Raw genomic sequence first — 24,913 nt, forward strand, 5'->3', positions numbered from 1 at the left:
GGTCACTCGGCGGGGATCTCGGGCTCCACCAGGGTGGCGAGCTGCATCAGGGACTCCTGCCAGCCGAGGTAGCACATCTCCACCGGGATGACCGCCGGAATACCCGCCTGTTCGATGGCGAGATCGGTGCCGCACAGCACCTGGGTGAGGGTGATGGTGACCTGCATCTCCCCCGGCAGGTTGGGGTCGTCGAAGCGGTCGGTGTAGCGGATGTGCTTGCCCGGCTCCAGCGCGAGATACTCGCCGCCGAAGGCGTGGGTGTGGCCGCTGGCGAAGTGGGTGAACGACATCCTGAACTGGCCGCCGACCCTGGCATCCAGCGCCGCCACCTTGCAGGTGAAGCCATGGGGCGGCAGCCATTTGGCCAGGGCGTCCGGCTCGATAAAGGCTCTGTATACCCGCTGTGGCGGGGCCTTGAGCACGCGGTGCAGGGTGACTGTGTTCATGGGGGACTCCTCTTGGCGGCAACAGGGACGGGTCGCAGCAAGGATAGCCATCATCCCCGTGGCCTGCGGGGGTGCGTCGCCTCCTTTCGCCTGCAGAGAGGATTTTTCGTTTTCTCTTCAAGGAGTTGATCAAGATAGAGGTTATTGTCACCGTTCGCTCATATAATCGCCGCCATGCAAGCGACTCGGAAGGATTCGATGACACAGCTGATGGCGGCCCTGCTGGGGCTGTTTTACGCCAGCCTGATCTGGGCGGCGCCCGTCCCCTTCGTGACGGCCCCCGGCCCCCATGCCACGCAGGGGAGGCTGGAGCCCCTGCTCTCCTGGTTCTCGGGGGAGTTTTCCAGCCAGGAGCAGGCCACCTTCGATGCCCGCTTCACCAGCGCCGAGCTGCGGCTGGTGGAGATCTGGCCCGGGGAGGGCCCCTTTCGCTGGGTCTATGCGGAGCAGTTTCTGACCGAGCGGGCGCAGCGACCGTTTCGCCAGCGCATCTACCGCTTCTCCTCCCTGCCCGATGGCCGCATCCTGATGGCCGAACTGACCATGCCGAGGGCCACGGATTTTGCCGGCGCCTGGCGTCGGCCCGAGCTGCTTGACTCCCTCACCCCGCAGCAACTCTCTCTGCGCGAAGGGTGCGAGATCTGGCTGACCCGCCAGCCGGGTGGGGAGTACAAGGGACAGACCCGGGTCGGGCATTGCGCCACCGATTTTGGCGGTGCCACCACCCTGGTGCAGTACCTCTGGATCGGCCCGGACAGTGTCCGGCTGCTGGACAGGGCCTATGACAACGGCGCCCATCAGCGCTGGGGCAGCCCGGGGGAGGGTTACGTCTACCTGCGCAAGGGGATGCGGCGCGGGGAGTAGTCACGCCGTCCGTCAAGGCCCCTCCCTGCTTGCCGCCATAAAGAACGTGCCGGTCAGGCCGCCGGCCAGTGCCCTTGCAGATCCACCAGGATGGAGAGGCTGACCGCGCCAAACAGCAGGCCCGTCATCAGGTTGAGCGGGCGCTGGATGCGGCCGAGCAGGTGCTGGGCGCGGGGAGTGGAGAGGCTCCAGGCCAGGGCGCTGAACCAGACGAGGGAGAGCAGGAACAGCTCCAGGATCAGCAATCCCCGGGTCAGGCCATCCACCTGGGGCGTCACCATGGCGGCCAGCAGTCCCATGAAGAACAGCATCGCCTTGGGGTTGAGCAGATTGGTGGCCAGCCCGCTCTTCACCCCCTTGCGCCAGCCCGGCCGCTCGCCCCCGGCGCGCAGCGCCAGATCCCCGCTTCCCTGCCATGCCGCTTTCAGCGCCCCCCAGCCCAGCCAGCCCAGATAGAGGGCACCCACCAGTTTCACGGCGAGAAAGAGCCAGGGCTGGCTTGCGATCAGCAGGCTGATGCCGGTCAGGCTCAGGGTGGCGTGGAGCAGGATGGCGAGCGCGATGCCAAGGGCCGCTCCGAGGGCGGTGGGCCTGTGCAGGCTGGTGCGCAGGATGAGCGCGAAATCCGGGCCCGGGCTCGCCAGGGCGACGAGGTGGACGAGACCCAGGGTCAGAAACAGGCTGGTGAACATAAAAGACCTCCGACAGCGGTATGGAGGTGACAGCATGGGGCAGGACGGGGGACGGGAGATTGTAAAAGATTGCAGCGGCGACGATTCAGGCGGGCAGCATCTGCTGGCGATACTCCGCCGGGGTGAGCCCGAAGGCCTGACGAAAACCGTGGTGGAAGTGGCTCTGATCGAAGAAGCCCACCGCCAGTGCCACTTCGCTCACCGGCAGACCGCTGCCGAGCAGGCGCTTGCCCTGTTCGAGGCGCAGCCGCTTGAGCCAGGCATAGGGGGTCATGCCGGTCTTCTTCTTGAACTGACGCAGGAAGGCGAAGCGATCCAGCCCGAACAGGGCGGCCAGGTCTTCCAGGGTGTGGCGCTCGTCCAGCCGGGCCAGCAGATGGTCGCGCAGGAACCTGAGCTGGGGATCCGCCAGGGCGTGTCGCTCGGGGGCGAGCCGGAACAGTTCGCCCAGCAGGGCCAGCAACTGGCTCTCCGCCAGCAGGCCGTCGGGGGCAGGGCCGTCCAGGTGCATGTGCAGGCGGGCAAAGCCCTGATAGAGGTCGGGGCGGCTCTGCAATCCCTGGTGGAAAAAGGGCTCGGGGTGTTCCGGCAGCCAGCGGGCCAGCTGCTCGGGGGCGATGGAGAAGACCCGCACCTCGTACCCTTCCGGCAGCAGGCTGAGGCCGTCGTGCATTTCGTCCGGGTTGACGGTGGAGAGTTCGCCGCGCACCAGGTTGTGGCTGTTCCCCTTGTGGATGAACTTCTGGCCGCCCCGCTGCACCAGACCGATGTGATAGTCCAGATGCACGTGGCGGCCATAGCTGAACTCCCTGTGGTGGGAGTGGGAGAGTTCAACCCCCGGCAGCAGCCGGGATTGCCAGTAGTGGATGCGGGATTGGGGTGCGTTCATCCCCTATTGATACCCCGAAAGCGGCCCCGTGGCTTGTAGATTATTGCGCTGGCGCCTCAGCCGGCCTCCTGGCGCCGCTTGCCGCTGCGCAGGCCATCCAGGCTGAACAGCACCAGGGCGCTCCAGATGCAGCCAAAGGTGATCATCTTGTCCAGCGCCAGCGCCTCGCCATACAGGGTCACCGCCAGGATGAACATCAGGCTGGGGCCTATGTACTGGAAGAAGCCCAGGGTGGAGAGTTTGAGCCGGGTGGCCGCTGCGGTGAAGCAGAGCAGGGGGGCCGTGGTGACGGCGCCCGCGGCGATGAGCAGCAGGTTCAGGTGCCAGTCATTCTGGGTGAGGTGGCTGGTGGGGCTGTCGGCGATGCCCCACAGATAGAAGGCGGCTGGCGGCAGCATGATCAGGGTCTCGATGAGCAGGCCGGTGAGGGCGTCCAGGGCCAGCTTCTTGCGAATGAGGCCGTAGATGGCGAAGCTCGAGGCCAGCACCAGGGCTATCCAGGGCAGGGAACCGAAGGCGATGAGCTGGACGGCGACACCGACAAAGGCGAGCCCTACCGCCCACCACTGCAGGCGGCGCAGCTTCTCGCTCAGAAACACCATGCCGAGCAGCACGTTGAACAGAGGGTTGATGTAGTAGCCCAGGCTCGCATCCAGCATGTGGCCGTTGTTGATGGCCCAGATGAACAGCAGCCAGTTGCCGCCGACGGTGACGGAGGTGAAGGCCAGGGTGAGCAGCACCTTGGGCTGGCGCAGCACCGCCTGCACCTTGTGCCACTGGCGTCCGAGCAGCACCAGCACCATCAGCAGGGCGCAGGACCAGATCATGCGGTGGGTCAGGATCTCGGCGGCCGGCACGGCGGAGAGGGACTTGAAGTAGATGGGTGCCAGGCCCCAAAGGGTGTAGGCGCCGAGGGCATAGAGGACGCCCTGGCGCTGGATCTGTTGTTGCATGCGGATAACCTTCACTGGAGTGCGGATGTCGGGAAACATCGCAAAAAGTCAGTGTAGCGATCCTTTTGCAGGGAAAGAAGACAATAAATGGGTCTGACGGGATTTTAACAGCAGGAGCGACTTCAGCGACCGCCCCCGCGGCGGATCTTCTCCACGTCCATCAGCAGCCACAGCATGAGGGCGATGGCGGAGATCCAGGGGCCCCAGGTGACATAGGCTTCCCCCTGACCCAGCACGAAGAACAGCAGCGGCAGTCCCACCACCAGAAACAGTACACTTCCCAGAAAAAACAGCATTTTTATCTTTAAATTTAATGGCTTGCTATTTGACGATTATATCGATTGAGCGAGAGGATAAAAGAGTAAAAATGAGAAAGGGGGATTTCTCCCCCTGTTTTGTTGATAAGCGTCATTTATGACGTTATTCGAGCTGGATCCAGGTGCTTTTCAGCTCGGTGTACTTCTCCAGGGCGTGCAGGGACTTGTCGCGCCCGTTGCCGGACTGCTTGAAACCGCCAAACGGCATGGTCATGTCGCCGCCATCCCAGTTGTTGACGAAGACGGTGCCGGCGCGCAGGGCGCGCGACCCTTTCACCGCCTGGTTGAGATCCGCCGTCCAGATGGCGGCCGCCAGGCCGTAGTCGGTGTCGTTGCCCAGCGCAATGGCCTCTTCCAGGGTGTCGAAGCCGGTCACCGCCAGCACGGGGCCGAATATCTCCTCGCGGAAGATGCGCATCGTCGGGGTCACGTCGTCGAAGATGGTGGGTTCGATGTAGTAGCCACCCTCCTCGGGCTGGGTACGCTTGCCTCCCAGCAGCAGCTTGGCGCCCTCCTGCTGGCCGATGGCGATGTAGTTGAGCACCTGCTCCATCTGGATGTGGTCCACCATGGCACCGATGCGGGTGGTGGGGTCGAGCGGGTTGGCCGAGATCCACTCGCGGGCATGGGCCAGCAGCCGCTCCATGAACTGGGGCTTGATGCTGTTTTGCACCAGCAGGCGGGAGGCGGCGGTACACACCTCGCCCTGGTTGTAGAAGATGGCGCCGGCCGCGCTGCGGGCGGCTGCGTCCAGGTCAGGTGCATCCGCCAGTATGATGTTGGGGCTCTTGCCGCCGCACTCCATGAAGGCGCGCTTGAGGTTAGACTTGCCGGAGCACTGCACCAGATGCTTGCCGATCTTGGTGGAGCCGGTGAAGGTGATGCAGTCGACGTCCATGTGCATGGCCAGCGCCTCGCCCACGGTGTGACCAAAGCCCGGCAGCACGTTGAACACGCCGTCGGGGATGCCCGCCTCCTTCGCCAGACCCGCGATGCGCAGGGCGGTGAGGGGGGATTTCTCGGAGGGTTTGAGGATCACCGAGTTGCCGGTGGCGAGCGCCGGGCCCAGCTTCCAGCAGGCCATCACCAGGGGGAAGTTCCAGGGCACGATGGCAGCCACGACACCGAGGGGCTCGCGGGTCACCAGGGCCAGGGCGGACTCTTCCACCGGGGCGACCTGATCGTAGATCTTGTCTATCGCCTCGGCGTTCCAGGCGATGCAGTTCGCGGCGGCGGGGGCGTCATACCCCATGGCGTCGCCGATGGGCTTGCCCATATCCAGCGACTCCAGCAGTGCCAGCTCCACCAGGTTCAGGCGCATCAGTTCGGCGAAGCGCTGCATGATGAGCTTGCGCTGCTTGGGAGAGAGGCCGCACCAGCGCTTGTCGTCGAAGGCGGCACGGGCCGCCTTGACCGCCAGCTCGGCATCGGCGGCGTCGCAGGAGGCGACCCTGGTCAGCAGTTGGCCGTTGGCCGGATTGATGCAATCGAAGGTGGCGCCGTTGACGGCATCCCGGTAGGTGCCGTCGATAAAGGCTTGCGAGGGCAGGGTCAGATGGGCGGCCTTGTGTTGCCACTGGGCCAGGGTCAGGTCACTCATGTTCACTCCTTGAACCGGCAGAAAGTCAGTCTCCGCGTATCAATATGCTAAACATCCTGCCGCTTGTAAATCCATCTTGTAACAATTCATTAAACACTGACCCCGAACAACCCGGGCCAACGGCGGGGCAAACCGGGCGCCCTGGCCTGTGGTGTCGGGGGTCGCGCGGCGGGGCGGGAGCCCGTGTCGCTGGCCTGATCCCCGGGTCGGGCAGGGGTGGATCCCGGCGGGCTGTTCCGGGAGAAGGCCCGTCAGAAGCTGGCGGGCGTGTTGGCCGAGATCAGCACGCACTCCTGATCCCCCACGTTGCGAAAACGGTGGGGGGTGCGGCTGTCGAAGTAGTAGCCATCCCCCGGTGCCAGCAGGTGAACCTGCTCGCCCACGGTGACTTCCACCTGACCCCGGATGACGATGCCGCACTCTTCCCCTTCGTGACTCAGCATGTCGTCACCGGTGTCGGCGCCCGGGGGCAGTATCTCCTGCATCATGCCGATGGCGCGGTTGGCGCGGCTGTGACCCACCAGACGGTAGCTGATGGGGTGGGTGCCGAGATCCGGCATGTCGTCCGCACGGAAGATCACCTCGGAATCCATCTCCGTCTCGTCGGTGAAGAAGCTGGCCAATGACATGGGGATGCCTTCCAGCACCTTGCGCAGGGAGGCCACCGAGGGGCTCACCTGATTTTTCTCGATCTGGGAGATAAAGCCGTTGGTCACACCGGAGCGTTTTGCCAGCTCGCGCTGGGAGAGGGCCGCCTTGGTGCGAACCGCCTTGAGGCGGTGACCGATATCCATCGATAGACACTCCTTGACTGTTTACTATTATTAAAATTGTGTTAAATATCTTATACCACCCCTGAGGGGTGACACCAAGCCGGGCGATAAAAGCCCTTTTTTATGGATTCAAGTGTTTAATTTAATAGGCATGAGCCGGGTGTTACTAAACGCCTTAAGGATGAGGTGACCATGAAACCTGTCAGCGACATCAATACCCCCGACATGTCCGCATTCTGGATGCCGTTCACCGCCAACCAGCAGTTCAAGGCGGCGCCGCGCATCCTGAAGTCGGCAGAGGGGATGTATTATCACTCAGAGGATGGCCGCAAGATACTGGATGGCACTGCCGGACTCTGGTGTTGCAACGCAGGCCATGGTCGGCGCGAGATCGCCGAGGCGGTCTCCCAGCAGATCTCCCACCTCGATTTTGCCCCCACCTTCCAGATGGGCCACCCCCTGCCGTTCGAGCTGGCCAACCGGCTGGTGGAGATCGCCCCCAAGGGATTCGGTCACGTCTTCTATACCAACTCCGGATCGGAGTCCGTGGACACCGCGCTCAAGATTGCGCTGGCCTGGCAGCGGGCTCGCGGCCAGGGGACCCGTACCCGGCTCATCGGCCGCGAGCGCGGCTACCACGGGGTGGGTTTTGGCGGCATCTCGGTGGGGGGCATTCCCGGCAACCGCAAGTGGTTCGGCTCCCTGCTGACCGGGGTGGATCATCTGCCCCACACCCTCAACATAGGGAAAAATGCGTTCACCAAGGGATTGCCAGCAGAAGACCTCACCCTGGCCGATGAACTGGAGAAGATTGTCTTCCTGCACGACGCCAGCAACATCGCGGCGGTGATCGTCGAGCCCATCGCCGGCAGCACCGGGGTCATCATGCCCCCCAAGGGCTATCTCAAGCGGCTGCGGGAGATCTGTACCAAACACGGCATCCTGCTGATTTTTGACGAGGTGATCACCGGTTTCGGCCGCCTCGGCTCCCCCTTCGCCGCTCAGGAGTTCGACGTCATCCCCGACATGATCACCTGCGCCAAGGGGCTCACCAACGGCGCCATCCCCATGGGGGCCGTGCTGGTGCAAAACCATATCTATGACGACATGATGGCGGCGGGCAAGGGGGCCATCGAGCTGTTCCACGGCTACACCTACTCGGGTCACCCGGTGGCGGCGGCGGCGGGTCTGGCGACCCTCGAGATCTATCGCAACGAGAACCTGCTCAGCCGCGCCGCCGATCTGGCAGGCTACTGGGAGGAGGCGGCCCATTCCCTCAAGGGCTGCAAGCACGTGAAGGACGTGCGCAACTACGGCCTGGTGGCGGGCATCGAGATCGAATCCATGCCCGATGCGCCGGGCAAGCGGGCCTACGAGGTGTTCGTACGCTGTTTCGAGAAGGGGGCGCTTATCCGGGTGACCGGCGACATCATCGCCCTGTCGCCTCCCCTCATCATCGAGCGCAGCCAGATAGACGATCTCTTCACCCTGCTGCAGGACGCCCTGCAGGCCCAGGACTGACCCCCACATCACACAGGATGGCGCTCGTCCCGGGCGTCATCCCCCTGTGCTGCCCCGGCGCGGCGAGGGGAGGACGGATGACCCATCACGGAGGATTTATGAGTTACAGGATCGACAACTTCATCGACGGCGAGACGACCGAGAGTCGCAGCGAGCGTTTCGGTGCCATCTTCAATCCGGCCACCGGCCAGCAGCAAGGCTCCGTCGTTCTCAGCACGGCCGACGAGTGTGCCGAGGCGATTGCCTGCGCCGAGCGCGCCTTTGGGGAGTGGGCCCAGACCCCGCCGCTGGTGCGGGCCCGGGTGCTGTTTCGCTTCAAGGAGCTGATGGAGCAGCACAGGGACGAGTTGGCCCAGCTCATCAGCCGTGAGCACGGCAAGGTCTTCTCCGACGCCCAGGGGGAGCTGACTCGGGGGCTGGAGGTGGTGGAGTTTGCCTGCGGCATTCCCCATCTGCTCAAGGGGGAGCACTCCCTCAACGTGGGCCGCGGGGTCGACAGTCACTCCATGATGCAGCCGGTGGGGGTCTGCGCCGGCATCACCCCGTTCAACTTCCCTGCCATGGTGCCGCTCTGGATGTTCCCGGTGGCCCTGGCCTGCGGCAACACCTTTATCCTCAAGCCCTCGGAGAAGGATCCGTCCCTCTCCCTGCGCATGGCCGAACTGCTCAAGCAGGCGGGCCTGCCGGACGGGGTGCTCAATGTGGTCAACGGCGACAAGGAGGTGGTGGACGTGCTGCTGACCGACCCGAGGGTCGGTGCCGTGTCGTTTGTCGGCTCCACCCCCATCGCCCAGTACATCTATGCCACCGCTTCGGCCCACGGCAAGCGGGTGCAGGCCCTGGGCGGCGCCAAGAACCACATGGTGGTCATGCCGGATGCCAATCTGGATCAGGCGGTTTCCGCCCTGATGGGGGCCGCCTATGGCGCGGCGGGCGAGCGTTGCATGGCGATCTCGGTGGCCGTGGTGGTGGGTGACGAGACCGCCGATGCCCTGGTGGCGAAGCTCTCGCCCCTGGTGGCGGCCCTGCGGGTCGGCCCCGGTCTCGGTCAGAGTCCGGAGAACGAGATGGGGCCCCTCATCAGCCGGGAACACCTGGCCAAGGTGCGCGGCTACGTGGATCAGGGGGTGGCCGAGGGGGCCCAGCTGGTGGTGGATGGCCGGGGCCTGAGCCATGGCGAGGGCTACTTCATCGGGGGCAGCCTGTTCGATCGGGTCGGCCCCGAGATGCGCATCTACCGGGAGGAGATCTTCGGCCCCGTGCTCGCCATCGTGCGGGCCCCGGACTACGAGACGGCCCTGCGTCTCATCAACGAACACGAGTATGGCAACGGCACCGCCATCTTCACCGGTGACGGAGATACCGCAAGGGACTTCACCACGCGGGTTCAGGTCGGTATGGTAGGGGTGAACGTTCCCATTCCGGTGCCCATGGCGTTTCACAGCTTTGGTGGCTGGAAACGGTCCATCTTCGGGCCGCTCAACATGCACGGGCCGGATGGGGTGCGCTTCTACACCCGGATGAAGACGGTGACCGCCCGCTGGCCCCAGAGCCTGCGCGCCGGCGCCGAGTTCTCCATGCCGACCATGAAGTGAGCCACCGGCTCGCTGCCATGGCTTTAATCTCTTGCCCCCGCAGGCCGCCGGTCTGCGGGGGCGCTTCTGTCAAGGAGTAACAGATGCGACTGGGTATTCTCGATTGTGACCGGCTGGACCCCGATTTGGTGGGGGATTTTGGTCCCGTTTACTCCGAGATGTTTATCAAGGGTTTCCGGGCGTTGGCCCCCGAGCTGGAATTTCGGGTCTGGTCCGCCCTCGACGGCGATCTGCCCCTGGATCTGACCGAATGTGATGCCTGGCTCATTACCGGCTCGCGTCACGATGCCTACAGCGACATCCCCTGGATCCTGGCGCTGCGCGACTGGATCCGCCGGGCCCACGATGCCAACGTCAAGCTGGCCGGAGTCTGCTTCGGCCACCAGGTGATCGCCCAGGCGCTGGGAGGGGAGGTGATGAAGTCCACCAAGGGGTGGGGGCTGGGGGTGTCGGTCCATGCCATGCAGACGACAAAACCCTGGATGGCGCCGGGTCTGGACACCATCCGCATCCTGGCAAGCCACCAGGATCAGGTGGAGCAGCTTCCGCCGGGGGCGACCCTGCTTGCGGGCAACGACTTCTGCCCCAACTTCATGTTCCTGCAGGGGGATCACATCGTCGCCATCCAGGGGCATCCGGAATTCTCGGTGGCGTACAACCGGGCCCTGATCGAGCGGCGACGGGACAGGCTGCCCGATGCACATTACCAGAGCAGTCTCTCTTCCCTGGAAGGGGAGGTGGATTCCGCCACCATGATGCAGTGGCTGCTGCAGTTCCTCGGCATCCTGCCGATCGGGGCCGACGCGCGCTGAACCCTGTTTGTCATATCCACCGCGCTGATGCTAGATTTTGTAGCAAAATGAAGGATCAAGCGGCGATATGCCCAGTCCGGATGATACACTGGCCGCCATTTTTGGCGGCCTAGTCCATCGACGAGCGCCGCGTCAGTCTGTGAGGGGGCAACCTTGAAACTACAGCAGTTGAAGTATCTGATCGCGGTGCGGGACCACAATCTCAACGTCTCCGTTGCCTCCGATGCGCTCTATACCAGCCAGCCTGGGGTGAGCAAGCAGATCGGCTTGCTGGAGAGCGAGCTGGGGGTGCGCATCTTCGAGCGCCGCGGCAAGCACCTGCACCGGATCACCCCGGTGGGGGAGGAGATCATCAAGTGTGCCGAGGCCATGCTCAATATCGAGAGCAAGATCAAGGCCATCTCCCGGGAGTACCTGGATCCGACCGTGGGCACCCTCAACATCCACACCACCCATACCATCGCCCGCTACCTGCTGCCGAAAAGCGTCACCTACTTCACCAAAAAGTACCCCAAGATCTCGTTCCACCTGCATCCTGTGATGTCCGCCACCAAGGAGCAGATCAGCAAGGGATACTCGGATTTTTCCATCGTGGCCCACGAGATAGGCTTCGACAAGGAGCTGATCGCGCTGCCCGCCTACCTCTGGACCCTCTCCCTAGTGGTGCCCCAGGAGCACCCCCTGGCCAAGGTGAAGAAGCCGACCCTGGAGCAGCTCTGCCAGTATCCCATCCTGAGCTACGAGAGCGGCGCCACCGGGCGTCAGGTGCAGGACAAGGTGTTCCAGGCTGCCGGCCTCACCCCCAACTACTACATGACGGTGATGGATGCCGGCGTCATCAAGCGCTACGTGGAACTGGGCTTTGGCATCGGCATCATCTCCTCCCTGGTAGCCAACGATAGCGATGCCCCCGGCCTCGTGGCCATCAATCTGGAGCACCTGTTCGAGCCCTGCCCGGCCCAGATCTGCTTCAGCAAGAGCATCCTCTTGCAGAACTACATGTATGACTTCATCAGCTCCTTCTCCCCCCATCTCACCAAGGAGATGATCCAGAACGTGATGCAGCAGCCGACCCAGGCGCGCATCGACGAGCTGCTGTCAGGGGTGGAGCTGCCCGTCTACTGATCCCGCTTCCGTTTCTGTGCCGGCACCCCGGGGTGTCGGCCTCCTCCCGCCGAGGTTTCCATGTCCCGCATCCTGCTGCTCGCCAATCTCAACTGTGATCATGTGCTCTCCCTGGCCGAACCCCTGGTGGCGGGGGCGCGGCTGCAATACGTGGATCAGGGGCGCAGGCTCGGCGGCGGCGCCGCCAATACCGGCATCGGACTGGTGTGGGCGGGGCATGAGGTGATCATCGCCTCCCGGGTCGGGCTGGACGACACCGGTGACTGGCTGCTGGAGCAGGCGGCCTCATACGGCCTGGATTGCAGCCATGTGGAACGCTTTGGCGGCGAGACCGGCGAGCTGCTGGTGCTGGTGGACGCCACCGGTGAGCGCACCATCCTCAGGCGCCCACGTCGTCCGGATCTGCCGGGGGATCTGCCGACCGAAGGGGTGGACTGCCTCTATGTGAACTATCCGGGCACCGCCATCGTGGGCTACATGCGCCAGATGCTCGCCAAGAGTTTCGTGGTGGCCCAGTATCCCAAGGGGGGGCAGGCCCGCCGCCCCTGCCACGTGCTGGTGGCCTCCCGCTCCGATCTCGGCGAGGTGAGCGATCCCTGGCAGCATGCCCGCCAGCTCGCGGGGGAGCAGCTCGAATGGCTGGTGCTGACCGAGGGCAAGGCGGGCGCCGTGGCCATTCACGGGGAGGAGCAGGTCAGGGTGGCGGCGCGACCGGTCTCCGTGGTGGATACCACGGGGGCGGGGGATGCCTTCGCGGGCGGCCTCATCCACGGTCTTGCGCGGGGCATGGCCATGGCCGATGCGCTGCAGTGCGCCGTGGACTGGGGCGCCTTCGCGGTGGCCTCCGAGAGCTCCATCCCCTCCCAGGCGCTGCGCAACTGGCTGAAGCAGCCCCACTGAACTCGCCGGACAACGGCTCCGGCGATGGCAGAGGAGGTGGGGGGTTGTCGACGGAAACCGCCAAAACCCCTCGCTGAGGCGGCAAGTTTGCGATCAATCAAAGAAAGTGTCGATTTATGTACATCTTCGTCGACACCCGCCCAGGCTGCTCTTACCCTTGTGACTTCACGACTCGGTCGAAGAAGCCCATCCCGTGCGCACGCATGTGCAGACCCCCTCTTTGGCCACCGGCTGTCGTCCTGATTTCTGGCTTGTAGTAAGAGGCAAGTGCGACCATGCAACTGACACGATTTACCGACTACGCCCTGCGTACCCTGACCTTCCTGGCCATCCAGCCCGGTGATCGCCTGTCGACCATCACGGAAGTGGCCGACACCTTCGCCATCTCCCGCAATCACGTGGTCAAGATAGTGCATCAGCTCGGCATCAAGGGTTACATCGAGACGGTGCGTGGCAAGCATGGGGGCATCCGCCTCGGCCGTGCCGCCGTCTCCATCAACCTGCGCGATGTGGTGATGGACATGGAGCACGTGCTCTGCCCGGTGGACTGCAAGCGCGAAAACTGCCGTCTCTCCGGGGGCTGCCGCATCCAGGGCATTCTACGCCGCGCCATGCACGCCTTCCTGGAGGTGCTGGGGGAGTACACTTTGGCGGATGCGGTGCGGGATCCCACTCGTCTGTGCCACCTTCTCGGTATAGAGCAGGATAATATCCTGACCATGGCATGATGCCACGGTGAATGACAGAGGGGCCTGCGGGCCCCTCTGTCATTGCCAGCGGTCAGAGCTGGGGTACAAGGGTGATGGCTCCGTGCAGACAGGCGAGGCCACAGGCGCCGCAGCCATCGCAGGCGGCCATGTTGACGGTCACTCCCTCGCTGCCGACCTTGATCGCCTGCTGGGGGCAGGCATCTTCGCACAGCAGGCAGTAGTAGCCCTGACGGGCCTGGCAGCTCGCCTCTATCCTGACCCGGGTCTGCACCTGGCGGCCGAGGCAGAGATCCAGTGCGCCCGTGGGGCAGGCTCTGGCGCAGCTGCCGCAATAGCTGCACTGGCCACAGGCGAGATCCAGCACTGGGGTACCGGCGATGGGGCTGCCGTCATATTCGGGGCGATCGGCAGGTTTGATGAGGCCGTTGGGACACGCCTTGAAGCAGTCGCCACAACGGGTGCAGAGGGTGAGGAACTGGGACTCGTCGATGGCCCAGGGCGGGCGTGCCTCATGGCAGACCACCTCGGGTCTGCGGGGGCTCCCCCATGCGTGTGCCAGCCAGCGACAGAAAAAATGCGTCATGCCCACCTCTATACCTATTAGGGGTTAATTTTATCCAGTTTTAGGCCGGCAAGCCAGAGAATAGCGGCGGGCAGGATCGCAAGCCGGGTTGCCCTTGTGTAAGCTAGGCGGGTCTTTTTGCGGGATTGAATGAACTCATGTGGCTATTTCTGTGGCGTGCTTCTCTGCTCTATGTCTTCCCCCTGCTGATGTGGGCCTACTGCCATCTCAAGGGTATCGAGTTCAGTGAACTGGATACCGGGGTCAACAGCCACAAGTGGGTGGTGCTGGCGGCCTATCTGCTCTATGTGCTGATCTGGTTACTGCTCAACCGCTATCTCGAACTCTTCCTGCGCCAGCGGGGGCGCCGATGACCCCGCTGCTGACCTGGTGGCCTGCCATGCTGGCTGGCGGGCTGGCGCTGCTGTTCGGCTGGTGGTGGGGGCGACGCAGCGGCCGTGAAGAGGCGCTGCTGCTGGAGGAGCGTTATCAGGGGTTGCAGGATCGCTGGGACGCGCTGCAGGACGAGAAGATGCTGGCTCAGCAGAAGCTGGATCAGCAGCAGACCCTGCTGCTCAAGCTCACCGCCCGCCTCAAGGAGGCCGAGGCGACTCTGCGCAGCGAACGCATCGCCAGCGCCGAGAAGCTGCAACTGCAACAAGAGGCTGAACAGCGCCTCAGCCAGCAGTTCGAGAACCTCGCCAATCGTATTTTTGAACAAAATGCTGGAAACTTCCGCGAACTGAATCAGAACAGCATGGATCTCCTGCTGACTCCACTCAAGGAGCAGCTCGAGGGCTTTCGCCGCCAGGTGGGAGAGACCCACGCCCAGGAGACGGCCCAGCGCCACAACCTCAAGTTCGAGCTGGAGCGCCTTGCCGAGCTCAACGCCCGCATGACCGAAGAGGCGGCGGCGCTGACCCGGGCCCTCAAGGGCGACAGCAAGCAGCAGGGCAACTGGGGGGAGGTGGTGCTGGCGCGGATCCTCTCCGAGTGCGGCCTGCGCGAGGGGCATGAGTACCACACCCAGGTCAACATCGAGGTGGACAAGGGCAAGCGCTACCAGCCCGACGTCATCGTCCACCTGCCCCAGGAGAAGGACATCATCATCGACGCCAAGGTGTCGCTGACCGCCTATGAGCGCTGGTACAACGCCGCTGATGATCTGGAGAAGGCGGTGGCGCTCAAGGAGCACGTCGCCTCGGTGCGCAACCATATCCGCGAGCTGGGCCGCAAGGATTACCAGCAGTTGCCCGGGGTGCGCACCCTGGACTATGTGCTGATGTTCGTGGCGGTGGAGCCTGCCTTCCTCGCTGCCCTGGAAGCGGACCCTTCCCTGGTGCGCTACGGGCTGGAACACAACATCCTGCTGGTGAGCCCCACCAACCTGATGGTGGCGCTGCGCACCATAGAGAACCTGTGGCGCTACGAGCGGCAGAACCAGAACTCGCGCCAGATAGCGGAGCGGGCCGGCCGCCTCTACGAGAAGCTGCGGCTGTTCGTGGAGGAGATGCAGCAGATGGGGGGCAGCCTGCACAAGGCGCAGGAGAGCTACGACAAGGCGATGGGGCGGCTGGTCAACGGTCGTGGCAACCTGATCGCCCAGGCCGAGCGCTTTCGCGAGCTGGGGGTCGAGGTGACCAAGCCCTTGCCGGACGCGCTGGTGGACCGGGCGCTGGAGCGAGAGGAGTCGGCGGACTGAGGGGAGTCGTCATTCGCCGGGACAACGAAAAGGGCAGCCATTGGCTGCCCTTTTCGTTTCATGCAACAGCCTGGACGGCTGCTTATTGCTTCCAGAAGGAGGGGAAGAAGAGCACCGCCACCGTCAGGATCTCGAGGCGTCCCAGCAGCATGCCGAACGACAGTATCCACTTGGCCGCATCCGGCAGACTGGCGAAGTTGGTGCTGGGACCGATGACAGGCCCCATGCCCGGGCCCACGTTGGCCACGGCGGTGATGGAGCCCGAGATGGCGGTCAGGGGGTCCAGTCCGATGGCGGCGATCAGGGCGGCGATGAGCAGGATGATGGCGAAGTAGACCAGCACGAAGGAGATCAGGGAGCGGATGATGGCGTCGTTGACCGGACGGCCGTTGTACTTCTGGGGAAACACGGCGGAGGGGTGCATCAGCTGGCGCATCTGTTTCTTGAACAGGGCGAAGGCCACCTGGACCCGAAAGATCTTGAGCCCGCCCGAGGTGGAGCCGGAGCAGGCGCCGAGTGCCAGCAGGATGATGAAGATAATGGTGGTGAGCGGGCCCCAGGTGCCGAAGTCGCCGAGTCCGAAACCCGTGGTGGTAAGCACGGAGACGATATTGAAGCTGCTGATGCGCAAGGCATCCATGAAGCCGTAGATGTCTCTCACCCAGAGATAGAAGGTGACGACCAGGGTCACCCAGACGATCAGCCAGAAGAAGCCCTGCACCTGGGCATCCTTGAACAGGCTGTTGTCACGGCGGGAGAGAGCCTGCACATAGAGCAGGAAGGGCAGGCCGCCGAGGAACATGAAGAGGGTGCCTATCCAGTGCGCCGCGTGGGAGAAGTGGGACATGGATTGATCGGAGGTGGAGTAGCCGCCGGTGCTGAGGGTCGTCATGGCGTGGTTGACCGCTTCGAACAGGTTCATGCCACTCACCCAGTAGGCGAGGAAGCAGAGCATGGAGAGTACCAGATAGACCAGCACTATGTTGTTGGCCACCGTTTTGGCGCGGGGGGCGCTCTTGTCGGACCAATCCGAGCTCTCGGTCTGGAACAGCTTCATGCCCCCGACGTTGAGGTAGGGCAGTACCGCCACCGCCATCACGATGAAGCCGACTCCGCCCAGCCACTGCAGGATGGATCGCCACAGCAGGATGCTGTGGGCCATGCCGTCGAGCCCCGACAGCACGGTGGATCCCGTGGTGGTGACCCCCGACATGGTCTCGAAGTAGGCGTCGGCAAAGTCGATATGGGTGATGAAGACGAAGGGCAGGGCCCCGAAGACGCAGGCGACCACCCAGACCGAGGTGGTGAGCAGGAACATCTCCCGCACGCCGAGGTGAAACTCTGCCTTGCGACCGTAATGGAGGCAGAGCAGGGCGGCACCATGGGTGATCAAGACCGACTTGAGAAATTCGACGAAACCTTCCGAACCGGTCAGCAGGGCCAGCAGGGTGGGCAGCCACATGAAGAGCGCCAGCTTGGAGAGTACCAGCCCGAGCGTGAAGACGATGGGATGCAGCTTGATCATGCAAGATAACCTGGTCGTTGATTGAAAAAAGACCCGGACCTTTCCTGAGAAAAGGGGCCGGGTCCGGATACCGTTGCCAGAGACATGGCCGGCTTACAGGAAGAAGGGACTGGGCTGGAACAGACGCTCCACTTCCGGGATGTACTTCTTGTCCACCAGGAACATCACCACGTGGTCATCCTGCTGTATCTGGGTGCGATCGTGGGCGATCAGCACCTCGTCACCGCGCACCACTGCGCCTATGGTGGTGCCCGGGGGCAGCTTGAGCTCGCCCACCGTCTTGCCCACCACCTTGGAGGTGTTCTCGTCCCCGTGGGCGATCGCCTCGATGGCTTCGGCCGCCCCGCGGCGCAGGCTGTAGACGTTGGCGATGTCGGCACGGCGCACATGGGTCAGCAGGGCAGAGATGGTGGCCTGCTGGGGGGAGATGGCGATGTCGATGGAGCCGCCCTGTACCAGGTCCACGTAGGCGCCGCGCTGGATCAGCACCATGGTCTTCTTGGCCCCCATCTTCTTGGCGAGCAGGGCCGACATGATGTTGGCCTCATCCTCGTTGGTCACCGCGATGAAGACGTCGATCTGGTCGATGTGCTCCTCCGCCAGCAGCTCCTGATCCGCCGCATCGCCGCAGAAGACGATGGTGTGTTCCAGGTGTTCGGAGAGCTGCTCCGCCCGCTTCTGGTTGCGCTCGATGAGCTTGACGCTGTAGCGCTTCTCTAGCTGGCGGGCGAGGCCGGCGCCTATGTTGCCGCCGCCGACGATCATGATGCGCCGGTAGGGGCTCTCGAGGCGTTGCAGCTCCGACATCACGGCGCGGATATGGCCCGCTGCGGCCACGAAGAACACCTCGTCATCGGCTTCGATGATGGTGGTGCCCTGGGGGCGGATGGAGCGCCCCTGGCGGAAGATGGCGGCGACCCGGGTTTCGATGTTGGGCATGTGTTCCCGCAGGGTGGAGAGCGCATTGCCCACCAGGGGGCCGCCGTAATAGGCCTTGACCGCCACCAGGCCCACCTTGCCGTCGGCAAAATCCACCACCTGCAACGCCCCCGGATACTCGATCAGGCGACGCACGTAGTCGGTTACCAACTGCTCGGGGGCGATCAGGTGATCCACGGGGACGGATTCGGGCAGGAACAGGCGATCCCGCTCCACCAGATAGGCGGGGGACCGAATGCGCGCCACCTTGTTCGGGGTGTTGAACAGGGAGTAGGCGACCTGGCAGGCGACCATGTTGGTCTCGTCGCTGTTGGTGACGGCGACCAGCATGTCGGCATCCTGGGCGCCGGCTTCGCGCAGCACCCTGGGATGGGCGCCGTGGCCGTTCACCACCCGCAGGTCGAATTTGTCCTGCAGTTCGCGCAGGCGCTCGCTGTCGGTGTCGACGATGGTGATGTCGTTGTTCTCGCCGGCGAGATTCTCGGCCAGGGTGCCACCCACCTGACCTGCGCCCAGAATGATGATTTTCATAAGGCCATCTTACTCAAGGTTGTTGCTTCGTAATGAGGCGGCCCGTCACCGGGCCTGCCATCCGCCGGTTCGGCCTACAGCTTGATGAGCTTGGCATAGTAGAAGCCGTCCATCTCCGCCTCGCCGGGCAGGAACTGGCGACCCGGACAGGCCGGGGTGTCTTCTGCATGCAACGGCACCAGGCGGGCATCCGGGGTATCGGCCAGGAAGGCGCGGATCTGCTCCCGGTTCTCTTCCGGCAACACGGAGCAAGTGGCGTAGAGCAGGGTGCCGCCGTGCTTCAGCTTGCCCCAGAGGGCATCGAGAATGCGGCGTTGCAGCTCGGCCAGCTCGCGGATGTCCTGATCCCGGCGCAACCACTTGATGTCGGGGTGACGACGGATGACGCCGGTGGCGGAGCAGGGGGCATCCAGCAGGATGCGGTCGAACTGCCCCTGTGGCCACCACAGATCCGGCGTGCTGGCATCACCGTGGATCACTTGGGCCTGAAGGCCGATGCGATCCAGGTTCTCCTGCACCCGCTTGAGGCGGTTGTCGTCGGCGTCGACGGCAACCACGCCGGCAAGGGCCGGCTGGCGTTCCAGCAAATGGGCGGTTTTGCCGCCGGGGGCGGCGCAGGCGTCCAGCACCCACTCGCCTGGCTGGGGATCGAGCAGGGCGGCGGCCTGCTGGGCGGCACCGTCCTGCACCGAGCAGTCACCCTGCTCGAAGCCGGGCAGCTTTGTCACGTCGCAGGGGCGCTCCAGCAGGATGCAATCTTCCCCTTCCACACCGGCCATGGCCGGGATGCCCGCCTCGCTCATGCGGGCCAGCATGGCCTCGCGGCTCAGGCGCTGGCTGTTGTTGCGGATCCACATGGGCGGGCGCTGGTTGTTGGCCTCCATGATGAACTCCCAGTCATCGGGATAGGCCTGACGCAGGCGCTTGGTGAGCCATTCGGGGTGGCCGAGGCGGACGCTGGGAACGCGGTCGATGCGCAGCAGGATCACTTCGGCGCTGCGCTGGAAGTTGCGCAGTACGCCGTTGATGAGGCCGCGCAGGGAAGAACCCTTGAGCAGCTTGACGGCGTTGACGGTCTCGGCCACGGCGGCGTGAGCCGGAATGCGGGTATAGATGAGCTGGTAGAGGCCGACCAGGATGAGGTAGTGGAAGATGCGGCTCTTGTTCTTGAGCGGCTTGTCCATCATCTCGCTGACCGCCGCATCGAGGCGGGGCAGCCAGCGCAGGGTGCCGTAGCAGAGTTCTTGCAGGAGGGCGCGATCGCGAGGGGCGACCTTCTCCTGGGCAGCAGGCAGAACGGCGGAGAGAGATTGGCCCTGATCCAGCACCTGTTGAATGACGAGAGCAGCCTGTGCGCGTGTTTTCATAGCGTTACCTTAGATGCACAAGTCGGGGCCAGGGCCCCGCTTGTGTCAATTCAATCCAGATCAAATCAGTTGCGTGCCAGGTTCAAACCAGTCGCGGCGAGAGTTGAGCAGATCCGAAACGGACATGGCCTTCTTGCCGGGAGGTTGCAGGGTCAGCAGGCGCAGCACGCCCTGGCCGGTGGCAACCTCGATCCCCTGCTTGTCGGCCTTGAGCAGGGTACCGGCTGCCTGGCCGTGCGCCTTGGGAAGGACTTCGGCCTGCCACACCTTGACGGTCTGTCCGGCGACCTCGAACCAGCTGATGGGCCAGGGGTTGAAGGCACGGATGCAGCGTTCGATGGCAACGGCGTCCATCGACCAGTCGATGCGGGCCTCTTCCTTGGAGAGCTTCTCGGCGTAGTTGGCCAGCGCATCGTCCTGGGGCTCGGCGGCGGTGTTGCCGGCAGCCATGGCGTCCAGGGTATCGACCAGTGCCTGCGGGCCCAGACCGGCCAGCTTGTCATAGAGGCTGGCAGAGGTCTCATCACTGGCGATGGGGCAGGTTACCTTGCGGATCATGGCGCCGGTATCCAGCCCCACGTCCATCTGCATGATGGTGACGCCGGTTTCGGCATCCCCCGCCCAGATGGAGCGTTGAATCGGGGCGGCACCGCGCCAGCGCGGCAGCAGGGAGCCGTGCACGTTGATGCAACCCAGGCGCGGCGTATCGAGCACCGCCTTGGGGAGGATGAGGCCATAAGCCACGACGACCATCAGATCGGCACCCAGAGCAGCCAGTTCGGCCTGCGCCGCTTCATTGCGCAGGGAGGCAGGTTGATAGACCGGCAGATCGTGGGCCAGCGCCAGCTCCTTGACCGGGCTGGCGGTGAGCTTCTGGCCGCGACCGGCGGGCTTGTCCGGCTGGGTATAAACGGCGACGACCTCGTGGCCGGAAGACAACAACGCCGCCAGATGACGGGCGGCGAAGTCGGGGGTACCGGCAAAAATCAGTTTCAGCTTGTTCAATGGAGCGGATCCTCAGAGGACTTTGCGATCTTCACGGGCCATCTTTTCCAGCTTCTGACGAATGCGCTGGCGCTTGAGCGGGGACAAGTAATCCACAAACAGCTTGCCGACCAGATGATCCATCTCATGTTGTATGCAGATGGCGAGCAGATCGTCCGCTTCCAGCTCGAAGGTGTTGCCGTGGCGATCTTGCGCCCTGACCTTGACCCACTCGGCGCGCGGAACCAGAGCACGGTTGCCGGGCACGGAGAGGCAGCCCTCTTCGATGCCGGTGCTGCCGGACTGCTCCAGGATCTCCGGATTGATCAACACCAGCTGTTCTTCGCGGTTCTCGGAGACATCGATGACGATGATGCGCTGATGAATGTCGACCTGGGTCGCGGCCAGGCCGATGCCTTCCTCCGCGTACATGGTTTCGAACATATCATCTACAATGTGTTGTAACTCGGGTGTAAAGGCTTCGACAGGGGCCGCGACTGTGCGCAGACGCTCATCGGGGAAACGCAATACATCTAGAATGGCCATAATTTTTTCTTTAGTTTCATATAAACGCAGTCAATATTGACGTAATTCTAGTCATTTACGCCGACAAAAAACAGCAACACTTTGCGTGCAGAAGTAACAGGGAGTGTTATGTATCTGAAGCAAATCGTCGTCGCCTGCCTGGCGACAGCCCTGGCCGGTGGCGCCATGGCACAGCAGTTGACGCTCAAATCCGGTTACCCCGAGACTTATGTGGTGCAAAAAGGGGACACCCTCTGGGACATCTCGGGCCAGTATCTGGCCGAACCCTGGCTCTGGCCACGCCTCTGGAACATCAATCCGCAGATCGCCAATCCCCACTGGATCTATCCCGGTGACGTGCTGCACCTGAGCTGGGTCAATGGTGAGCCTCGGCTCGGCAAAGCCAGTCAGGGTGGCAAGCAGGTCATCCGTCTCTCGCCCAAGAACCGCTATGAAAACAAGGCCAATCCCATACCGACCCTGCCTCTGAGCGAGATAGCGCCCTTCCTGCAGACCGACCACATTCTGGCCAACAGCCAGCAGAGCAAGGACCTGCCCTATGTGCTCGGCAACAATGACAAGCATGTCGGGATGCTGGAGGGCGACATTCTCTATGTGAAAGGAGCCCTGAACCCGGGCCAGAGTTATGGCCTCTATCGCCCGGGGGTGGCATACAAGGACAAGCATACCGGCGAGTCGCTCGGTCAGGAGGCATTTTTTGTCGGCACGGTGCGGGCAGAGGAGTATCTTGCCCACGACACCACCAAAGTGACGCTGACCCATAACCGGCGTGAGGTGTATCAGGGCGACAAGGTGATGCCGCTGCCGTCGCAGGAGAGCATCTCTGCCGTGTTCATGCCAAAGGCGGCACCTTCCATTTCCCCCGGCTATGTGATCGAGCTGCCGAGCAAGGTACATGGTGGGGGCAAGTTTGATGTGGTACTCATCAACAAGGGGGAGCGTGATCAGGTGGCCCCGGGCGATGTGCTCGAGATCCTGCGCCCGGGAGCCGAGATGGTGGACAAGAATGGCAAGGTGTCATACCGGGAATATTCATCCGTCTATGACAAGGCGTTCTATTCTGCCGGCAAGTCATCGCTGCCTGCCGAGGCCGTTGCCAGAGTCATGCTGTTCAAGGTCTACGACAAATTGAGTTACGGTCTTATCCTGCAGAGTCAGGATCTGGTCGGCTCTGGTTATCAGGTCAGTAATTTCTGACGTGTCCTTGCCACTGGAGCGGTTGTCGCTATGGCTGACGCTGGATGCCGTTACAGGCATAGGCCCGGTCACCGCCGCTCGCCTGTTGGCGCATGTGGGTGGTGACATCACAACTCTGTTTGACTCAGACGATGGCGCCCTGCGAGCTCTTGGTCTGCAGAGTGCCCAGATTCAGCAGATGAGATGGCCTCTTCCTGTCGTGGAGCAGGGATTGAGCTGGGCCGCCGAGCCCGGCAATCACCTCCTCTGTCCCGATGACCCCGCATATCCTGCCCTGCTCAAAGAGATCCCCGGCGCCCCGCTCTTGCTCTACTGCCGCGGGAACGTCTCATCCCTCTCCCTTCCACAGTTGGCGATGGTGGGTACCCGCCACCCCACCTATGCCGGCAAAGACAATGCGACACGTTTGTGTGCCGAGTTGGTGGGCTGTGGTCTGGCGATCACCTCCGGCCTCGCGTTGGGCATCGATGGCGTTTGCCATCAGCAGGCGCTGGCATCGGGCGGAATCACCCTGGCGGTGCTCGGGTCCGGTCTGGATTGTCTCTACCCCAAGCGTCATCAGGGGTTGGCGATGCAGATCCTCGAGCAGGAAGGTCTGCTTGTTTCCGAGTTGACGCCCCAGCAAGGCCCCCTGGCTGAACACTTCCCTCGCCGCAACCGTATCATCAGTGGCCTGTCGCTGGGGACACTGGTGGTGGAAGCGGCAGAACAGAGTGGTTCGCTCATCACGGCCCGTTATGCGCTGGAGCAGGGCCGCGAGGTCTTTGCCGTTCCCGGCGCTCCGCAAAATGCACAGGCAGCAGGGTGCAACCGTCTGCTTCAACAGGGTGCCAAGCTGGTCTTGAATGCCGCCGATATCCTGGAAGAGTTTCCAAGGCTGGTCTTGCCCCCTGGACCCGCCAACGGTTCTTCCGAGGCGCAGCATAATAGCGAATTGCCTTATGCCGATTTGTTGGATAACGTAGATTATGAGACCACGAGCGTGGATACCGTTGCCGAACGGGCCCGGCTTCCTGTCGATATCGTACTGGGCAGGTTGGTAGAGCTGGAGCTGGTTGGTGCAGTGATGGCGGTAGCCGGTGGATACGTCAGAGCGAGGAGGGCGAATCATGTTTGATGTATTGATGTACCTTTTCGAGACCTACATCCACAGCGATGCAGATGTGATGGTCGAGCAGGATGAACTCACCGACGAACTGAGCCGGGCCGGTTTCGACAAGGACGAGATCGAGAAAGCGCTCAACTGGCTGGAGCGACTGGCCAACCTGCACGACAGCGAGCGGGAAGTCTATGTCACCGCAAGCCAGCAGGGCTCTATGCGGATCTATGCGCCGCAGGAGCTTGTTCGCCTCAGTACTGAATGTCGCGGTTTCCTGCTGTTCCTGGAGCAGGCGCAAGTGCTGAATGCCGAAACCCGTGAAATCTGCATCGAACGGTTGCTCGAGCTGGACAAGCCGGACATCGAGCTGGACGATCTGAAGTGGGTCGTCATGATGGTGCTGTTCAATGTGCCAGGCAGCGAAAACGCCTACCAGCAGATGGAAGAGCTGGTGTTTGACGAGTCGGACGGCGTCATCCACTGACAGCCCGGTGCCGCGCTGGTAGAATTCAGGCCATCTGGATTTCAAGGCGCGGCCCATGTCAAAGATCGATCACCACCTCTTCTCTGCCCACGAACATGCCTTCGAGCGCGAGCCGTGCCCGCAGTGTGGTGCTGAACTGGTGATCCGCCAGGGCAAGCACGGTCCCTTCCTTGGTTGTTCAGCCTATCCCGCTTGCGATTACATTCGCTCCCTCACGCCCTCTGGCCGCGACATAGAGAAAGTGCTCGAGGGGTCGTCCTGTCCGGATTGTGGCCATCCACTGGCCATCAAGAAGGGTCGTTACGGTCTGTTTGTGGGATGTACCCAGTACCCGGCCTGTCAGCATATCGAATCCCTTCAGGAGAGTGACGATACCCAAATCCTCTGCCCGGAGTGTGGCAAAGGTCATCTGGTGAGCCGCACGTCCCGTTATGGCAAACAGTTCTACTCGTGTGACGCCTATCCTCACTGCAAGTATGTGGTGAATGACAAGCCGGTTCCCATGCCCTGTCCCGAGTGTGGCTGGGGCATCATGATCGAGAAGAAGGTGCGGGGAAACCTGCGCTGGGTCTGCCCGCAAAAGAAATGCTCCCACCAGATTGAGCGGGTATAATCTCGCCGCCCATGATCAGGCAGGCGGATTGCTGGTCAGCGTGAGGTTGTGAGCCGATGCACATCGCCCAACTTGCCCTGATCCTGACCTGATCGCCATCTCAAGCTCCCTGCGGTTGCTCGGTTCACTGATGCACGCAAGCGTCTGAACCGAAATGCATGACTGAA

The 24,913-nt window shown here is 63.1% G+C and carries 26 protein-coding genes; 13 read left to right on the plus strand and 13 right to left on the minus strand.

What is annotated here, in order from left to right; translation table 11 throughout:
* Positions 1-2 precede the first annotated feature (2 nt).
* The gene (locus PG887_RS01570; RefSeq protein ID WP_270821054.1) at positions 3-446 is read right to left on the minus strand and encodes an SRPBCC family protein; all 444 of its coding nucleotides are present in this window, start codon (positions 444-446) and stop codon (positions 3-5) included.
* 198 nt (positions 447-644) lie between these two features.
* On the opposite strand from PG887_RS01570, the gene PG887_RS01575 reads away from it, so the two are divergent.
* Entirely contained in the window at positions 645-1,310 is a 666-nt protein-coding gene (locus PG887_RS01575) for a chromophore lyase CpcT/CpeT (protein WP_041212148.1), read from the plus strand.
* A 53-nt stretch (positions 1,311-1,363) separates the two neighbouring features.
* Here PG887_RS01575 and PG887_RS01580 read toward each other — a convergent pair whose 3' ends face one another.
* From PG887_RS01580 to PG887_RS01605, 6 genes are all read right to left on the minus strand, one after another.
* A complete protein-coding gene (locus PG887_RS01580; protein ID WP_010672488.1) occupies positions 1,364-2,002 on the minus strand; it encodes a LysE family translocator in 639 nt (212 codons plus the stop codon).
* An 85-nt stretch (positions 2,003-2,087) separates the two neighbouring features.
* Positions 2,088-2,891, minus strand: a complete 804-nt coding sequence (locus PG887_RS01585; RefSeq protein ID WP_010672489.1) for an AraC family transcriptional regulator — start codon at positions 2,889-2,891, stop codon at positions 2,088-2,090.
* 56 nt (positions 2,892-2,947) lie between these two features.
* A complete protein-coding gene (rarD, locus tag PG887_RS01590; RefSeq protein WP_010672490.1) occupies positions 2,948-3,844 on the minus strand; it encodes an EamA family transporter RarD in 897 nt (298 codons plus the stop codon).
* Between the two features lie 122 nt (positions 3,845-3,966).
* The gene (locus PG887_RS01595; protein WP_010672491.1) at positions 3,967-4,140 is read right to left on the minus strand and encodes a hypothetical protein; all 174 of its coding nucleotides are present in this window, start codon (positions 4,138-4,140) and stop codon (positions 3,967-3,969) included.
* A 124-nt stretch (positions 4,141-4,264) separates the two neighbouring features.
* Complete coding sequence (locus tag PG887_RS01600) at positions 4,265-5,761, minus strand: aldehyde dehydrogenase (RefSeq protein ID WP_201997349.1); 1,497 nt, start codon at positions 5,759-5,761, stop codon at positions 4,265-4,267.
* Between the two features lie 251 nt (positions 5,762-6,012).
* Positions 6,013-6,555: a cupin domain-containing protein gene (locus PG887_RS01605; protein WP_010672493.1), complete on the minus strand. Its 543-nt coding sequence runs from the start codon at positions 6,553-6,555 to the stop codon at positions 6,013-6,015.
* A 171-nt stretch (positions 6,556-6,726) separates the two neighbouring features.
* Here PG887_RS01605 and PG887_RS01610 point away from each other — a divergent pair, with 171 nt between their 5' ends.
* The 6 genes from PG887_RS01610 to PG887_RS01635 all read left to right on the plus strand — a co-directional run bounded on the left by PG887_RS01610 (position 6,727) and on the right by PG887_RS01635 (position 13,215).
* Positions 6,727-8,055 (plus strand): aspartate aminotransferase family protein, encoded by a 1,329-nt coding sequence (locus PG887_RS01610; protein WP_143238206.1) that lies wholly within the window; start codon positions 6,727-6,729, stop codon positions 8,053-8,055.
* 98 nt (positions 8,056-8,153) lie between these two features.
* Positions 8,154-9,650, plus strand: a complete 1,497-nt coding sequence (locus tag PG887_RS01615; protein ID WP_270821056.1) for a CoA-acylating methylmalonate-semialdehyde dehydrogenase — start codon at positions 8,154-8,156, stop codon at positions 9,648-9,650.
* An 83-nt stretch (positions 9,651-9,733) separates the two neighbouring features.
* Entirely contained in the window at positions 9,734-10,462 is a 729-nt protein-coding gene (locus PG887_RS01620) for a glutamine amidotransferase-related protein (RefSeq protein WP_043153559.1), read from the plus strand.
* 153 nt (positions 10,463-10,615) lie between these two features.
* On the plus strand, positions 10,616-11,587 hold the full coding sequence (locus tag PG887_RS01625) for a LysR substrate-binding domain-containing protein (protein WP_029313477.1): 972 nt from the start codon (positions 10,616-10,618) through the stop codon (positions 11,585-11,587).
* Between the two features lie 60 nt (positions 11,588-11,647).
* The gene (locus PG887_RS01630; protein WP_041212154.1) at positions 11,648-12,487 is read left to right on the plus strand and encodes a PfkB family carbohydrate kinase; all 840 of its coding nucleotides are present in this window, start codon (positions 11,648-11,650) and stop codon (positions 12,485-12,487) included.
* A 275-nt stretch (positions 12,488-12,762) separates the two neighbouring features.
* On the plus strand, positions 12,763-13,215 hold the full coding sequence (locus PG887_RS01635) for an Rrf2 family transcriptional regulator (protein ID WP_010672499.1): 453 nt from the start codon (positions 12,763-12,765) through the stop codon (positions 13,213-13,215).
* Positions 13,216-13,267: 52 nt separating this feature from the next.
* On the opposite strand, the gene PG887_RS01640 is transcribed toward PG887_RS01635, so the two are convergent.
* Positions 13,268-13,780, minus strand: a complete 513-nt coding sequence (locus PG887_RS01640; RefSeq protein WP_010672500.1) for a ferredoxin-type protein NapF — start codon at positions 13,778-13,780, stop codon at positions 13,268-13,270.
* 137 nt (positions 13,781-13,917) lie between these two features.
* Between PG887_RS01640 and PG887_RS01645 the strand changes: the two genes are divergently transcribed.
* Both PG887_RS01645 and rmuC read left to right on the plus strand, forming a co-directional pair.
* Positions 13,918-14,133 carry a hypothetical protein gene (locus tag PG887_RS01645; RefSeq protein WP_010672501.1) on the plus strand — a complete coding sequence of 72 codons (216 nt, stop codon included), beginning with the start codon at positions 13,918-13,920 and terminating at the stop codon, positions 14,131-14,133.
* Positions 14,130-15,461, plus strand: coding sequence for a DNA recombination protein RmuC (gene rmuC / locus PG887_RS01650; protein WP_160837014.1), 1,332 nt, complete (start codon positions 14,130-14,132; stop codon positions 15,459-15,461). The genes PG887_RS01645 and rmuC overlap by 4 nt, the downstream gene beginning before the upstream one ends.
* 82 nt (positions 15,462-15,543) lie before the next feature.
* On the opposite strand, the gene PG887_RS01655 is transcribed toward rmuC, so the two are convergent.
* The 5 genes from PG887_RS01655 to def all read right to left on the minus strand — a co-directional run bounded on the left by PG887_RS01655 (position 15,544) and on the right by def (position 21,353).
* On the minus strand, positions 15,544-16,986 hold the full coding sequence (locus tag PG887_RS01655) for a TrkH family potassium uptake protein (RefSeq protein ID WP_270821057.1): 1,443 nt from the start codon (positions 16,984-16,986) through the stop codon (positions 15,544-15,546).
* Positions 16,987-17,079: 93 nt separating this feature from the next.
* The gene (trkA, locus tag PG887_RS01660) at positions 17,080-18,456 is read right to left on the minus strand and encodes a Trk system potassium transporter TrkA (RefSeq protein ID WP_010672504.1); all 1,377 of its coding nucleotides are present in this window, start codon (positions 18,454-18,456) and stop codon (positions 17,080-17,082) included.
* 74 nt (positions 18,457-18,530) lie between these two features.
* Positions 18,531-19,823: a 16S rRNA (cytosine(967)-C(5))-methyltransferase RsmB gene (gene rsmB / locus PG887_RS01665; protein WP_270821059.1), complete on the minus strand. Its 1,293-nt coding sequence runs from the start codon at positions 19,821-19,823 to the stop codon at positions 18,531-18,533.
* A gap of 60 nt (positions 19,824-19,883) precedes the next feature.
* Positions 19,884-20,828 (minus strand): methionyl-tRNA formyltransferase, encoded by a 945-nt coding sequence (gene fmt / locus PG887_RS01670; RefSeq protein ID WP_270821060.1) that lies wholly within the window; start codon positions 20,826-20,828, stop codon positions 19,884-19,886.
* A 12-nt stretch (positions 20,829-20,840) separates the two neighbouring features.
* Positions 20,841-21,353: a peptide deformylase gene (gene def / locus PG887_RS01675; RefSeq protein WP_010672507.1), complete on the minus strand. Its 513-nt coding sequence runs from the start codon at positions 21,351-21,353 to the stop codon at positions 20,841-20,843.
* Between the two features lie 108 nt (positions 21,354-21,461).
* On the opposite strand from def, the gene PG887_RS01680 reads away from it, so the two are divergent.
* The 4 genes from PG887_RS01680 to PG887_RS01695 are packed head-to-tail and all read left to right on the plus strand — an operon-like array spanning position 21,462 to position 24,746.
* On the plus strand, positions 21,462-22,550 hold the full coding sequence (locus PG887_RS01680) for a LysM peptidoglycan-binding domain-containing protein (RefSeq protein WP_270821061.1): 1,089 nt from the start codon (positions 21,462-21,464) through the stop codon (positions 22,548-22,550).
* 1 nt (position 22,551) lies between these two features.
* On the plus strand, positions 22,552-23,667 hold the full coding sequence (dprA, locus tag PG887_RS01685) for a DNA-processing protein DprA (RefSeq protein ID WP_270821062.1): 1,116 nt from the start codon (positions 22,552-22,554) through the stop codon (positions 23,665-23,667).
* A complete protein-coding gene (locus PG887_RS01690; protein ID WP_010672510.1) occupies positions 23,660-24,133 on the plus strand; it encodes a DUF494 family protein in 474 nt (157 codons plus the stop codon). Before dprA ends, PG887_RS01690 begins: the two co-directional genes overlap by 8 nt.
* A gap of 55 nt (positions 24,134-24,188) precedes the next feature.
* Positions 24,189-24,746 (plus strand): DNA topoisomerase family protein, encoded by a 558-nt coding sequence (locus PG887_RS01695; protein ID WP_042015238.1) that lies wholly within the window; start codon positions 24,189-24,191, stop codon positions 24,744-24,746.
* Positions 24,747-24,913: the final 167 nt, after the last annotated feature.

Source organism: Aeromonas sp. QDB14 (genome assembly GCF_027707845.1).
Classification (GTDB): Bacteria; Pseudomonadota; Gammaproteobacteria; order Enterobacterales; family Aeromonadaceae; genus Aeromonas; species Aeromonas caviae.